The organism is Defluviimonas salinarum, from assembly GCF_026013545.1.
Taxonomy (GTDB): domain Bacteria; phylum Pseudomonadota; class Alphaproteobacteria; order Rhodobacterales; family Rhodobacteraceae; genus Albidovulum; species Albidovulum salinarum.
This window is the reverse complement of record NZ_JAPDOG010000021.1, coordinates 44,696-56,653: the sequence shown is the minus strand read 5'-3', so window position 1 is coordinate 56,653 and position 11,958 is coordinate 44,696. Positions and strand designations below refer to the sequence as shown.

The window sequence follows — 11,958 nt, the reverse complement described above, 5'->3', positions numbered from 1 at the left end:
CCGCGTGAAAATCTGAACGGAAGGTGTGTCTTGAACTATCCGGAATACCTGCGACAGGAGGCGAAGGGTCGCCGCCACATCGACCCCCTGGCCGCAAAGGTCATGGACGGCGCCGCCGCCGAGATCGAGCGGATGCTCGGCCTGCTGCCAGGCACCGGGCTGAATAGGGAGCAGCAAGCGCAGCTCACCGATCTCGTCTCACTGGCGATGGTCGGCGTCGCGCTCCTGAAGAACCGGCACGATCCGGCGCCGGTCGAGGCGCATCCCGCGATCGCGGCCTTCTGGCCGCTCGCCGGGTCCGAGATCGAGCGCCGGCGCGAGGCCGGCCGGCAGGAGGCCATGCGTCGCTGGAACCCCGACCTTTGGAACGACGAGATGATGGCGCGCGCCGCCGCGTCGCCGGATCCTGCAGCATGATCGTGGATCCCGCCTCCCCGGTCTCGTCACCCGTAACACGCCCCGACCCGGAACTGATCGCGTCGCTCGACGCGATCCGCGCCGAGGGTCTCCCGCCCTCGGAACTGCTGCGGGCACGAAACCTCGCCGGACGGCGCGGCCTCGATGTCATCAGCGATCTCGACGCGGTCCGCGCGCTGCGCGCCGCCGGGGAGGCATTTCCCGAAACGCAGCCCGAGCCATTTCTTCCCACCGCCCCGGCGAACGACCCCGAAGCGCCGCCGCAGATGCCGGCACTCGGCGTGATCGAGCGCCTGCGGGACGCGTCGCTTCTCCGCCGCCGCCGTCAGGCCGTTGCCGCGGCCGCCAAGTTCGCCGCTTTCGTCATCGCCCCGACCGTTGCCGCCTTGGTCTATTTCACCGAGGTCGCAACCCCGCTTTACGCAACTTACTCGGAATTCGTGATCCAGAGGCCGGATCAGCCCGCCTCTCCCGGAGCCGGCATGGCGATGGCCGGCGCCGGGCTTGCCAACCACCAGGACGCGATCGCGGTCCAGGGATTCCTGAAGTCGCGCGCCGTGCTCGCGATACTCGACCAGGCCGAGAAATTCACCGAGCATTTCTCGAATCCAGAGATCGACCTTCTGCGCCGGATCCCGGCCGGGGCAGACAGCGAGGAGATCTTCCGCGCCTTCGAGCGCCATGTCGAGGTGAGCTTCGATCCGGCCGAGGGCATCGTGCGCATGCGGGTGATGGCCACCGACCCCGAGACGAGCGAGCGTTTCTCGCGCGCCCTTCTCGGCTATGCCGAGAGCCATCTCGACCGGATGACCGCGAAGCTGCGCTCCGACCAGGTCGCCAGCGCCGAGGCGGCCCGTGCCCGCGCCGACGCGGCGGTTGCCGAGACCCAGGTGAAGCTCATCGAGATCCAGGAGCAGCTCTCGGTGCTGTCCGGCGATCTCGAGATGGGCATGATCAGGGAGCAGATCTCCCACCATGAGGCCGAGCTGCAGCAGGAACTGCTCGACCTCGAGCAACTCATGGCGAACGCCCGGCCCAACCCGACCCGGGTGACGGTCGCCAGGGACCGCATCGCCGCCCTCGATGGTCGCATCGGCGAACTCAGGTCGCGGATTTCCGAACGGCCCGACGGGGCACCGTCGATGACCCGCGCCCAGGGCGAGGTCGCGCTCCTGCAGGCCGAACTCGCCTCGCGCCAGGAGGTCCAGACCGAAGCGGTGATCGCGCTGGAGCGCGCGCGTACGGAGGCCAACCACCAGGCGCGCTATCTCGCGCTCGGCGTCGAGCCGATACGGCCCGGCGCGCCGGAATTTCCCGCGCCGCTCGAGGACACCCTGATCGCGTTCCTGGCCTTTCTTGGTATCTACCTCTTCGGCTCCCTGACGGTGACCCTGGTGCGGGAGCAGATTTCAGGCTGAGTGGCGGCCGGCCCAAATGTTGCGGGCCGGTCGGTCGCAATCAGGTTTTGCGAATATCTGTATTCTACTTGGATTTATTGCCCATTCGGGTGATGATGCCCTTATTTCCCGAATGGATTATCCGCGGATGGCCAGAGAACGATGGGAAGCTGGCCACCATCATCGGATACGGATGAAACCTGAGCGAGATATGGCAATGCCAGCGGGTGACCGAATGACCGATACGTTGCATCAGGCACGAACCGAAACCGTCCTGATGTCCGAAGGCCCCGGGTCCTGGGACCCGCCAGAGGCGCCGCTCGACATGCCGCGCCAGGATCTCGAGCGCGGCTCCGGCCGCTTCTGGTTCGCCAGGCTGTTTCGAGCGCTCCAGCCGGGCCAGCACGATCGCGGAAGTGCGAATTTCGGTTTCTGATTTTCATTCGACAACTTTATCCTGGCAGAACCGTAGCCATTTGGTTGCGCTGGCGATGAGTTATCCGGAATATGAAACTGACCGACCTCCACAAGACGCTCGACAGTTGGGACCGCCGGAACCGCCGGGTCTTCACGATCGGCGATCTTCGAACGATGTTCCCGGAAGGGTCGGACGACGCCTTTCACGTGCGCCTGCGCAAGCTTGCGGCCGAGAAGGATTCGGTGATCGGGCGCGCGGCGCGCGGGGTCTATTTCTACAGCCTGACCCGCAACCCGGTCGCCAATCTCATCGAGGAGGTGGCGCGGGCCTTGCGGCGCGGTCACCACACCTACGTGAGTCTCGAGAGCGCGCTCTCCGAGCACGGTCTCATCTCGCAGATCCCGGTTGGCCGGCTCACGCTGATGACGACCGGAAGGTCCGGCGAGTTCGAGACGCCCTGGGGCGTCATCGAGTTCACGCATACCGACCGCAATCCCAAGGACTTCGTCGACGACCTGCAGGATGTCGGGCGCCCCTTGCGGATTGCCGGTCCGGGCCGCGCCATCACCGATCTGCGCCGGGTCGGACGCAACACGCATTTGATCTGCCTGGAGGCGGACGAGGAGGCCCTTGATGCGCCGTTTTGCTGAGATCGTCGATCATGCCATGCGCAACCCCGAGCTTTCGGGTCTGCGTCCCGTCGTCGAGAAGGAGCTGCTTCACTACGACATCCTCTTCGCGCTCGAGCGCGAAGGGCTGTTGCGCGACCTGACCTTCCAGGGCGGCACCTCGCTCCGGCTCTGCCATGGCGCACCGCGCTTCTCGGAGGATCTCGACTTCGTCGGCGGCACCGGCTTCGCGCCGGCGCAGCTGCGCGAGATCCGGGCCTGCGTCGAGGCCCATATCGGCGCGCGCTACAGTCTCGACATCCATGTCAAGGAGCCCGCCCAGATGCGGGTGGACCCGACCTATTTCGGCGTCGCCATCGATCGCTGGCAGGTCGCGGTGGTGACCAATCCCGGAAGGTCCGACCTGCCCAGGCAGAAGATCAAGCTCGAGGTGGCCAACGTCCCGGCCTATACATCTGAGCTGCGCTCGCCGATGCGGAACTACCAGATGCTGCCGGCCGGCTACGAGGACATCCTGATCCCGACCGAGACGCTCGAGGAGGTCATGGCCGACAAGATCGTCGCGCTTGTCGCCTGCACCAGTTACCCGCGGCATCGCGACATCTGGGACCTGCGCTGGCTCCGCCAGAATGGCGCCAGGGTCAATGCCGATCTGGTCGCGAAAAAGGTCGAGGATTACCGGGTCGCCGGTTACCAGGCCGGCCTTGAGGACAGGATTGCGAATATCGAAGAAATTGTGAATGGCAAGGCTTTCATCGACGAGATGTCACGCTTCGTCACACCCTCCGCCCGCCAGCGGACCTTCGACCGGCCCGGCTTCACCGCCTATCTCGGCCGCGAGGTGCGCCAGGTCCTCAGCGAGGCGAGGGAGGCCCTGTACGGGACCCGGCCGGAACCGGAATTCGTGATGTGAGCCGCCGGAACCGCCGCCGGTCAGGCGACGGTTCCGGCGGCGACAACCGTCCCGCGAGCCCCGGCAAGCCGCCGCAGGCATGAGACGCAGAGCCAGGTCTTGCCGATCCGGACCGCGCCGCTGAGCCGTGCCCGGCTCTCCAGCCAGTCAAAAGGGATGCCATCCGCCACCGATTGCCCGACGATCTGGTCCAGGCATGTCGAACAGCGAAGCTCCACCCAGACCGGAAACCCCGCCGTCCTGGCGGCCGCCGGCGGGGTCGTAATCCGCGCTGGCCCGGATTGCGCCATCTCCATGCCCGGGCCCACCTAGAGCGGCCGGAACAGGATCTCGATCCGCCGGTTCGCGGCCTGCGCCGCGGCATCGGTTCCGGGCACCAGCGGGAATTTCGCGCCGAGCCCGGTTTCCTTGAGCCGCGAGCCGTCGGCACCGCGGCTCATGAGCGCCGCGCGGACCGCCTGAGCGCGCCGGCGGGTGAACATCCAGGCCTGGTAGTCGCTCTTCGTCTGGCCGTGATGGGCCACGATCTCGGCCCGCAGGCGCTTCTGGCGGATGATCGCCGGGGCGATCAGGGTGAGGAGCGCCACGCCGTCCTCGCTCAGGCGGTCCTTGCCGTTCACGAAGAGCATCGCGGCCGGGATCCGGAGCCGCAGGTGATCCTGCATCATCTCGGGTTCGAGCGGCAGGCCGATAAGCGCCCGGTCCATCTCCCTGGCGAGAGCGCCGAGACGGATGCGGTCGCCATTGTCCGGCGCGCGATTCTCCCAGGGATCATGCGCCGGCATCGCGGCCGCGGCGTGTCCGCGGGCCGCCACCAGGAGCCCGCCGAACGCGGCCGCGCCGGCGAGGAAGGACCGGCGGCCGGTCGCGGAAGTCAGGTCTTTGGGCATCTTGCGCTCCATGGTAAATCGGGGATCCGGTTTCGGGTCATCATAACGGCTGAAGCCTGTTCTTTCATGACTTGCTTGCCGATATTCACATATTTCGATCGCGGAGCGGGTCGGATCGTCCGGCAGGAGGCATGTCGCGCATTCCTCGGGTGGTTTCATCGCCGACAGCGACCGCCGATCATCCCGTCGGCAGGGCCGGTTCAGGGTTCGAGCGGAACCGGATCGGCGACTTTGCCGTCATCCGGCCAGATCACCGGCTCAGGGCGGTAGGCGGCGAGGACCGTCACGTTGTCGATTTCGTCGAAGCGCCTGTGGAGCGTCGCCAGGACCTCCTCGCGGCTGGTCAGGGCCTTGTTGCCCGCCTTGCCGGCATAGTAGGAGCGGCCCGCCTTCGGTCCCGAGAGCACCGGCAGCGCGGCCCAGGCTTTCGCCAGGCAATTGCCGACCTTGTGCGCCTGCGCGTCGGATTCATAAAAGTCGCATCGGGTCATCATCAGCCGCGCGAGGCTGTCCTGGGTGCGCTTGTTGAACTTCTTGCTGCGATCGATGCCGTTCTTCTCGACCAGATGGACCAGCGACTTGCGGATGAACTGGTAGCGGCCGACCGCGCTCGACTTCGCGCCGGAATTCTGCAGCTCCTTCTGGAAGGCGATCACCTCGTCGATGGTCATTTCGGTAAGTGCCTTCGGAGGCTGAATATCGGAGGTCAATGTTACCGTGTCATAGCCGTCAGGTCCCTCGATCTCGCCAAGGAGATCCAGGAACGGGCGGTCATTGACAGGCTGGATACCCAGGTCCTGCGCCATCGCGGCATTTGCGCCTGTGCAGATCGCCAGCGATAGGAGCGCGGTCCTCAGCATTGTTAGTCTCCGGTGTAATTTCAGATTTTCGCAAATTAGCACGCTGCTGCGAAAGCGGGAAAGATGCAAACTTGCGCAACTCTTGCGCATTTTTCGCAGCTCGCGCCGGGTCGGCGGAAATCCGCCAATATCAGGCGATTTCGATCGCGAGGGTCAGGCCGAGCGCCGACAGGATCGATGTGACCATCCCGAAGCCCATATCCATGCACCTGCCATTCTCGATGGCCTCGATGCGCCCCTTGCTGACGCTGGACTTGTCGGCCAGCTGCTGCTGCGTCAGTCCGCGGCGCTGCCGCTCAAGGCGCACCTTGTTTCCGATTTTCGCGATTTCCATGATCAATCTCCAATTTCGGCCTCTGTCGTCCGGGCCGTCATGGGTATATTCTGTTGATGTGGAGATATTTCAATGAAATTCTCTGTTTTGTTTTCGCATATCCACAACTTCGCCCCCGATCGGCGCTTCCCGGCATCGCGTTGAAAAGGGCGCCCGAAGGCGCCCTTTCTGTCCGGCTGGCGATGGTGCGGATCAGTAGCCCGCCGGCCGCGGTCCGCGGCCGACATCCATCCCGTCGTCCTCGAGAACCTCCTCGTCCTCGTCGTCCCAGTCGAAGTCCACCTCGGCGCCGTTGTCGTGGCGCAGGTCCGCCTTGATCGCGCGGAGCGCCTCGAGGTCCGCCTCGCTCGGCACATCTTCCGCCGTGAAGTTGCGCAGGAGCGCGGCGTCGACATTGATCTCAGCGATGCGGGAGGCCGAGTCCCAGGCATAGGCATAGGCTGCGACCCGGTCACGCATGAGCAGGATGTCGGCGCCGTCCTTGGTGTAGATCTTGCCGCGCCACTGGTCTTCGTAACCCGGCATGCCATCGGCGGTCACCGCACGGATACGCGGCAGGATCGCCTCGCCGGCAGCCTTGTTCTCGTGCCGCGCAAGCTCCTGGGCGAAGGTCTTGAAGCCGGTATGCGACAGGGCGCGGCGCTCGATCTGCATGAGCGGCGTGGTCGTCGCCACCGAGAACAGCCGGCGGGCGAGATCCATGTTGCCGCTACGCGCCATGATGGAGGACTGCGCCGCGGTGAGACCATTCGGGTCACTCGGGAGCGACTCCATCAGGTCGCGGGCCGCCTCACCATCGCCCTCATAGGCCGCAGGCATGCGGGCGCCGCGGGCCTCGGCGTGACCCGGCGCGAGCATCGCGATCTCGGCGCGGAGCCGGGCCGCCTCATCGGCACGGGCGCGTTCGGCGGAGGTCAGCTCGTCCCGGGTCAGCTCGCGCAGACTCGCCATGAACGTGTTCAGTTCGCTGATCTCCTTTTCGGTGGCGAGATCGTCGGAGCGGGCTGCTTCCACGGCAGAGAGCACACAAGCGACGAAGCCCGGGACACGATCGAAGGCGTTCTCGGCGAAGACCGGCTGGCGGTCTTCGGGCTCGGCCGGGGTTTCGCCGCGGCCGCGGGCGGCCTCGTAGTCGGCGCGCGCCTTGGCGTTCGCCTCGGCCACTTTCGCGGCGTTGTCGCGGGCGGTGTTCCGCGCGCCGAGCACGGAGAGCGTCGCATCCATCATGTCGCCGGCGGCGATGCGAAGGTCCGAGCCGTCGGTGCGGCGGACGAAAATATAGATGTCGTTCTTAGCGCCGGCATCGATGACCGCGCCGTTGCGCCGCTCGCCGTCGTTCCAGCTGACGAGCATCTGGCCGCCGGCAACGCCCTGGCGGATGCTCGCTGCGTCGAGATCGCCGGCGAGTTCATCCGTCACCGGCAAGAGCAGCGCCGGCTGGCCTTTGTATTCGGCGCGCAGGCCGAGGTTCGCGAAGGCGTCACGAAGAGAAGTGGGCATGATGGTCTCCTTGCATATATCTGTTATTCGCAAATCTAGATCTGGCGGGCGAAAGTCGCAATCGGCTATCTGCCAGATTCCGGTGGGTCGGTAGTTTCTATATCGACGGCGCCTCGGCAGCAGATCCTTTCAGGAAAACGGGATCTCGTCATCGCCGTGATCCCTATCGGCATCAGGTGGCACGCGGCCCGTCCCGCTGGTGAGGCGCCGCTGCAACTCGAGCCTGGCATTGGCATTGGCGGTCACGAGGGATGCGATCGGGTCCTCGTCCGGCGGGAGGCCCGGCCGCCCCTCGGGTTCGGCACCCGAAGCCTCGGGGGCGATCCGCGCCGCGGTCCACTCATCGATCTTGCGGCCGGTATGGCGGATCAGGTTGATGAGATGATCGCCGCCCATATCCCGAAGCGCGATCCTGTCGCCCTCCGCGGTGGTCCAGACATGGTCGCCGGCCGCCTCGAGCGCCTCCGCACCCGCATCCGCCCCGAGATTGCGCATCCTGCGCTCGATCTCGGCCCCGGCATCACGCATCTTGTCCGCCCCGTCCTTGCTCTTCAAGTGCTCATCCTGGATTCGATCGGAAGTGGAGATCGTTTAATATCATTGATTTTCGCACATCGCCTGATAGAGTGCCAGAACCAATTTCAGGAGCCCCACATGACCGCCGAGACCCCCGCCGAAAGCATCTGGCCCGACTTCGATGCCGCGATGCGCCATCTGGTGCCGGACCTCCATCCGCAGGCGATCGTCTATGCGGTCGATGCCGGCGAGCCGGACGCCGTGAACACGAAACTCGACGCGGCCCTCGTGATCGACGGCAAGATCGTGCCGGGAACCGAAAGAGGCCGGCTCGTCGAAAGGGCGTGGCTCGCCGAGTTCTGCGGGCGCTTCAGGGCGGAAGCGGATCGGGTGCCGGGTGAGGACGGCCTCGCGCCATAGATTCCCGGCGGGACATCGATGCCCGGATCAGGCCGCGGCGATCATCGCGGCCACGTCCGGATGCTCTCTGAGCGCCGCGGCGAGGTGCCCTCTCCATTTTGGGCCGCGCCCGACCGCATTGTCGTAGCTTGCCTTCAGTTCCGCGGGTCGGTCCTCGGCCAGCGATGGCCGAAGTGGCGGTCGACAAGATCCCGGTAGGTATTCTGGACAGCGAGCGGCAGGTGGTTCATCGGTTACCTTCACCGAAAACTTTATATTGAAGGCATGGCTCTGCCGGTGGATTTGCAAGACCGGCGCGCCGGTCACCGCAACTCGAGACGCGCGTCATCCGGCTCCACTTGGCGCCCGGCCTGCCGAAAGCTGTTCTCCACCATCTCGAGATCCGCCAGGCCGACCCCGCGGTCCCGCATGACCTGGCGCCAGCTGGCCCCGACCACCGCCGACATCTCGTTGGCGATCGCCGCCGCCTCCTCGAGCCGCAGCCCGAGGCTCGGCCCGCCGGAGATGGCGTTCTCCAGCGTCGCTTCGCGGCCCGAGCCCGGCTTCCCGAGATGCAGGAAGAGGTGCCGTGTCGTCCCGGCCTGCAGCGTCGGCGTGACGTCGTAGGCCGGGCTCAGGCTGTAGCGCCCGCCCGGCTCCAGCAGGAAGGCGTGGTTGCGGTAGTGATCGTCGGTATTGCCGCAGAGCACGTTCATCACCATGCGGCGGAAGATCGCCTCGCCGTGATCGCCCGCCACGCCATGCCGGCGCATGCCGTCGTAGAGATCGGCATATCCCGAGGCGCCGCGGTCCGCCTCGTGCGCGCCAAGGAGGGTCAGCGAGGAGATCATGTGCCGGCGCCGGATGTCCCCCTCCGCCTCGACGCGGTCGAACCTGCTAAGAAGCAGCGCGGATCGCCCGGCGATCTCGATCACGTCGCGCCGGCAGGTCTCGATCCCGGCCATCTCGCACAGGTCGAGGCAGGCCGCCTCGATCCGCGCCATGTCGATGCGGTCCCGCTCGAGGCCGAACTTCACCAGCCAGGGGAACCCGTCGACCATCACCGTCGCCTTGGGGCGCGCGCCGCCGAGATCGGAGCCCGGCGCGATGAAATCGGCGAGATCTACCGGAAGCCGCTCGAACCGCTCGATCGCATCGACCGCCTTCCGGAAATCGCCGAGGTCGCCGAGATGGATGAAGCCATCGACCGGCGGAACGCCCTCGATCGGCCCCGGCCCCGAGGCATCCGGGCCGAACCGGAGCCCGCCGATCCGGTTGCCGCTCTGCGAGGTCAGCAGGTATTCCGCCTCGCCGGCCGGCCGGCCGAGCGCCCGGATCATGTGGCGGTCGATCAGCTTGCGGCCCCAGGCGTCGGGCGCCGCGTCCCGGATCCCGTTGAAGATCGGGAAATCATCCGGCGTCCGCATGACCTCGAAGCCAAGCGGCAGCTGGACCGGATCGAGGGCGACCGCGTCGGGCCGCTCGAGGTATTTCCGGCCGTAGGCGAACTCGCTCATCGAGTAGCGCCCATCCTCCAGGATGCGGATCTTGCCGGCGGGGACGGAAACCCCGTCGAGATCGATGAAGACGACAGCCCGATGCTGCATGATTGCCTCCGTCAGAAGTCGAGATCGCCGAAGTCATTTCCGGTATCGGCCCGGACCCGCTTCGGCTGCGCCAGCCGCGCCTCGCGTTGAAAGACAGGATCGTTCCCGGGGTCGAAAGCCGAAAGCAGATTCTGCTCGAGCCCCATGATCCAGCCGGCGACCGCATAGGCGCCGAAGCTGACCCGCGGGTCCCCCTTCTCCATGTTGATGACGGTCTTCCTCGCGACATTCATGCGGCTCGCGAGATCGTCCTGTGTCAAGCGCCTGGCTTTCCGCGCCACGGCAAGGTCCTCGCCCATACGGCGCAGGAGCGGAACGAGCGCGTCGGGAAAGGCACCGGAGATGCGGCGATCTTCCATGTAATTGTTCCTCTTGGACCACATTGAGTAGCTATATGTAACCTGTGAGGTACTTTTCAAGGATAAAGCATATCTGGATCTCCGGCTGGATGCCTGCGAGGATCGGCAATCCCGACCCTCGCCGCTGCCCCCGAATAATCCACGCACTTCGACATGCGATCCGGGCGCGCCGCGCCTGAATACAAAGGGCCGGCCCCGCGAGGGCCGGCCCGTTTCGTTTCTTCCGCCTGGCGTTGCCGGTCACTCGCCCGCGATCGCCGCTTCGACCGGATCCGGAATTCCCGGGTTGGCCCGGTTCCAGCGGATCGAGGACCAGAGCGCGATCCCGATCAGCGTCGCCCCGAAGAGGCCGGTCACGACTTCCGGGATATGGACCATGGTCTGGGCGAACATCACGATCGAGAGCGCGAGGATCGACCAGAAGGCGCCGTGCTCGAGGTAGCGGAAGGCCGCGAGCGTCTGGCGCTCGACGAGCATGATCGTCATCGAGCGGACATACATGGCGCCGATGCCGAGGCCGATCGCGATCAGGAAGAGGTTCTGGGTCAGGGCGAAGGCGCCGATCACGCCGTCGAAGCTGAACGAGGCGTCGATCATCTCGAGGTAGAGGAAGGCTCCGAGCCCGCCCTTCGCCGTCGCGCCGACAACCTCGTCCTCGGCATCGAGCACATGGCCGAGGACCTCGACCAGGAGGAAGGTCAGGAGGCCGGCAACCGCGGCGAAGAGGAAGGTCCGCACATCCGCCTCGGGCAGGATCGTGCAGAAGCCCATGATGATCGAGAGCACGATGGCGATCTCGACCCCCTTGATGCCGCCCATGCCGGCGAGCATCCGCTCGGCCGCGGCGAACCAGTGGACGTCCTTCTCCTCGTCGATGAAGAAGCCGAGCGCCACCATGAGGAGGAAGGTGCCACCGAAGGCCGCGATCGAGAGATGCGCCTCGCCGATGATGCGGGCATATTCCTCGGGCTCCGAGGCGGCGAGGACCAGCGCCTCGATGGGCCCGATCTTGGCGGCGATCGCCACGACCGCCAGCGGGAACACGATGCGCATGCCGAAGACCGCGATCACGATGCCCCAGGTGAGGAACCGGTGCTGCCACTCAGGCGTCATGTCCTTCAGCTTGTTGGCGTTGACGATCGCGTTGTCGAAGGAGAGCGAGATCTCCAGGACCGCGAGCACGGCGCCGATCATCAGGAACGACAGGGCGCCCGGCATGCCGCCGTAGTGCCAGCCGAGCCAGGTTGCTCCGGCCAGGCCGACAAGGGTCACGGCGAGAGCGCCGTAGTAGTAGCTCAGCGTGGATTTCACTTCTTGTGTTCTTTCCTGACAGGGCCGGGTTCGCACCAGGCAATTGTTTTACGCAAATTAGCAGTCGATATGCGAAAGTGGAAGGTGGATTTACGGAGCCAAGAGTTATTTTCGCGTTCCTCATTCAGACATACTGACCGACGCGACTTCAACGGCGCGCCGGCCCTATGACGGGATCCATGTCCGGGGCTTTCTGGTTCAGGGACGTGCTACGAGGCCGGGTGAGGCAGGTCGTCGAGAATGCCGTCGATCAGCCCGTCATCGACGATCACGTCGACGACGCGGCGCAGAAGCTCGTTCACCGAGATCTCCCGGCGCTCGGCATGCGGCTTCAACCGGTCGAGAGCATCGGTCGGAAAGACGACGGTGCGGCCGTTTCTCTCGGAGGGCCTGGTGGCGCGAGGCATG

General features: G+C 65.8%; 16 protein-coding genes. 5 read left to right on the top strand and 11 right to left on the bottom strand.

Translation table 11 applies throughout. The features are described 5' to 3' along the window. Nucleotides 1-30 precede the first annotated feature (30 nt). Nucleotides 31-417: a hypothetical protein gene (locus OM960_RS18795; protein ID WP_264773026.1), complete on the top strand. Its 387-nt coding sequence runs from the start codon at nucleotides 31-33 to the stop codon at nucleotides 415-417. Further along, nucleotides 414-1,835: a KpsE/RkpR family capsule polysaccharide export protein gene (locus OM960_RS18790; protein WP_264773025.1), complete on the top strand. Its 1,422-nt coding sequence runs from the start codon at nucleotides 414-416 to the stop codon at nucleotides 1,833-1,835. The genes OM960_RS18795 and OM960_RS18790 overlap by 4 nt, the downstream gene beginning before the upstream one ends. 64 nt (nucleotides 1,836-1,899) lie before the next feature. Here the strand turns inward: OM960_RS18790 and OM960_RS18785 are convergent, their stop codons facing one another. Further along, on the bottom strand, nucleotides 1,900-2,220 hold the full coding sequence (locus OM960_RS18785; RefSeq protein ID WP_264773024.1) for a hypothetical protein: 321 nt from the start codon (nucleotides 2,218-2,220) through the stop codon (nucleotides 1,900-1,902). Between the two features lie 101 nt (nucleotides 2,221-2,321). On the opposite strand from OM960_RS18785, the gene abiEi reads away from it, so the two are divergent. Both abiEi and OM960_RS18775 read left to right on the top strand, forming a co-directional pair. Continuing rightward, nucleotides 2,322-2,882 carry a type IV toxin-antitoxin system AbiEi family antitoxin gene (gene abiEi / locus OM960_RS18780; protein WP_264773023.1) on the top strand — a complete coding sequence of 187 codons (561 nt, stop codon included), beginning with the start codon at nucleotides 2,322-2,324 and terminating at the stop codon, nucleotides 2,880-2,882. Then, nucleotides 2,866-3,774, top strand: a complete 909-nt coding sequence (locus tag OM960_RS18775) for a nucleotidyl transferase AbiEii/AbiGii toxin family protein (RefSeq protein WP_264773022.1) — start codon at nucleotides 2,866-2,868, stop codon at nucleotides 3,772-3,774. The genes abiEi and OM960_RS18775 overlap by 17 nt, the downstream gene beginning before the upstream one ends. A gap of 20 nt (nucleotides 3,775-3,794) precedes the next feature. Here the strand turns inward: OM960_RS18775 and OM960_RS18770 are convergent, their stop codons facing one another. The 6 genes from OM960_RS18770 to OM960_RS18745 form a co-directional block, all read right to left on the bottom strand. Continuing rightward, nucleotides 3,795-4,082 (bottom strand): hypothetical protein, encoded by a 288-nt coding sequence (locus OM960_RS18770; RefSeq protein WP_264773021.1) that lies wholly within the window; start codon nucleotides 4,080-4,082, stop codon nucleotides 3,795-3,797. Next, nucleotides 4,083-4,664 carry an OmpA family protein gene (locus OM960_RS18765; protein ID WP_264773020.1) on the bottom strand — a complete coding sequence of 194 codons (582 nt, stop codon included), beginning with the start codon at nucleotides 4,662-4,664 and terminating at the stop codon, nucleotides 4,083-4,085. It lies immediately after the preceding gene. A gap of 200 nt (nucleotides 4,665-4,864) precedes the next feature. Next, entirely contained in the window at nucleotides 4,865-5,524 is a 660-nt protein-coding gene (locus tag OM960_RS18760) for a lysozyme family protein (protein WP_264773019.1), read from the bottom strand. Between the two features lie 130 nt (nucleotides 5,525-5,654). Continuing rightward, nucleotides 5,655-5,858 (bottom strand): helix-turn-helix domain-containing protein, encoded by a 204-nt coding sequence (locus OM960_RS18755; RefSeq protein ID WP_264773047.1) that lies wholly within the window; start codon nucleotides 5,856-5,858, stop codon nucleotides 5,655-5,657. A gap of 192 nt (nucleotides 5,859-6,050) precedes the next feature. After that, nucleotides 6,051-7,358 (bottom strand): hypothetical protein, encoded by a 1,308-nt coding sequence (locus OM960_RS18750; RefSeq protein WP_264773018.1) that lies wholly within the window; start codon nucleotides 7,356-7,358, stop codon nucleotides 6,051-6,053. A 129-nt stretch (nucleotides 7,359-7,487) separates the two neighbouring features. Further along, nucleotides 7,488-7,913: a hypothetical protein gene (locus OM960_RS18745; RefSeq protein ID WP_264773017.1), complete on the bottom strand. Its 426-nt coding sequence runs from the start codon at nucleotides 7,911-7,913 to the stop codon at nucleotides 7,488-7,490. A 99-nt stretch (nucleotides 7,914-8,012) separates the two neighbouring features. On the opposite strand from OM960_RS18745, the gene OM960_RS18740 reads away from it, so the two are divergent. Continuing rightward, the gene (locus OM960_RS18740) at nucleotides 8,013-8,294 is read left to right on the top strand and encodes a hypothetical protein (RefSeq protein ID WP_264773016.1); all 282 of its coding nucleotides are present in this window, start codon (nucleotides 8,013-8,015) and stop codon (nucleotides 8,292-8,294) included. 302 nt (nucleotides 8,295-8,596) lie between these two features. Here the strand turns inward: OM960_RS18740 and OM960_RS18735 are convergent, their stop codons facing one another. The 4 genes from OM960_RS18735 to OM960_RS18720 form a co-directional block, all read right to left on the bottom strand. Further along, a complete protein-coding gene (locus OM960_RS18735; protein WP_264773015.1) occupies nucleotides 8,597-9,880 on the bottom strand; it encodes a type II toxin-antitoxin system HipA family toxin in 1,284 nt (427 codons plus the stop codon). A gap of 11 nt (nucleotides 9,881-9,891) precedes the next feature. Beyond that, complete coding sequence (locus OM960_RS18730; protein ID WP_264773014.1) at nucleotides 9,892-10,239, bottom strand: helix-turn-helix transcriptional regulator; 348 nt, start codon at nucleotides 10,237-10,239, stop codon at nucleotides 9,892-9,894. Between the two features lie 240 nt (nucleotides 10,240-10,479). Beyond that, nucleotides 10,480-11,550: a DUF475 domain-containing protein gene (locus OM960_RS18725; protein ID WP_264773013.1), complete on the bottom strand. Its 1,071-nt coding sequence runs from the start codon at nucleotides 11,548-11,550 to the stop codon at nucleotides 10,480-10,482. 209 nt (nucleotides 11,551-11,759) lie between these two features. Further along, on the bottom strand, nucleotides 11,760-11,957 hold the full coding sequence (locus OM960_RS18720) for a hypothetical protein (protein WP_264773012.1): 198 nt from the start codon (nucleotides 11,955-11,957) through the stop codon (nucleotides 11,760-11,762). Between the last annotated feature and the right edge of the window lies 1 nt (nucleotide 11,958).

What these genes read in the sequence shown, in the direction of transcription:
- OM960_RS18775 (WP_264773022.1), top strand. Translation starts at nt 2,866, where the DNA reads ATGCGCCGTTTTGCTGAGATCGTCGATCATGCCATGCGCAACCCCGAG.
- OM960_RS18730 (WP_264773014.1), bottom strand. Translation starts at nt 10,239, where the DNA reads ATGGAAGATCGCCGCATCTCCGGTGCCTTTCCCGACGCGCTCGTTCCG.
- abiEi (WP_264773023.1), top strand. Translation starts at nt 2,322, where the DNA reads ATGAAACTGACCGACCTCCACAAGACGCTCGACAGTTGGGACCGCCGG.
- OM960_RS18790 (WP_264773025.1), top strand. Translation starts at nt 414, where the DNA reads ATGATCGTGGATCCCGCCTCCCCGGTCTCGTCACCCGTAACACGCCCC.
- OM960_RS18755 (WP_264773047.1), bottom strand. Translation starts at nt 5,858, where the DNA reads ATGGAAATCGCGAAAATCGGAAACAAGGTGCGCCTTGAGCGGCAGCGC.
- OM960_RS18720 (WP_264773012.1), bottom strand. Translation starts at nt 11,957, where the DNA reads ATGCCTCGCGCCACCAGGCCCTCCGAGAGAAACGGCCGCACCGTCGTC.
- OM960_RS18735 (WP_264773015.1), bottom strand. Translation starts at nt 9,880, where the DNA reads ATGCAGCATCGGGCTGTCGTCTTCATCGATCTCGACGGGGTTTCCGTC.
- OM960_RS18740 (WP_264773016.1), top strand. Translation starts at nt 8,013, where the DNA reads ATGACCGCCGAGACCCCCGCCGAAAGCATCTGGCCCGACTTCGATGCC.
- OM960_RS18760 (WP_264773019.1), bottom strand. Translation starts at nt 5,524, where the DNA reads ATGCTGAGGACCGCGCTCCTATCGCTGGCGATCTGCACAGGCGCAAAT.
- OM960_RS18750 (WP_264773018.1), bottom strand. Translation starts at nt 7,358, where the DNA reads ATGCCCACTTCTCTTCGTGACGCCTTCGCGAACCTCGGCCTGCGCGCC.
- OM960_RS18765 (WP_264773020.1), bottom strand. Translation starts at nt 4,664, where the DNA reads ATGCCCAAAGACCTGACTTCCGCGACCGGCCGCCGGTCCTTCCTCGCC.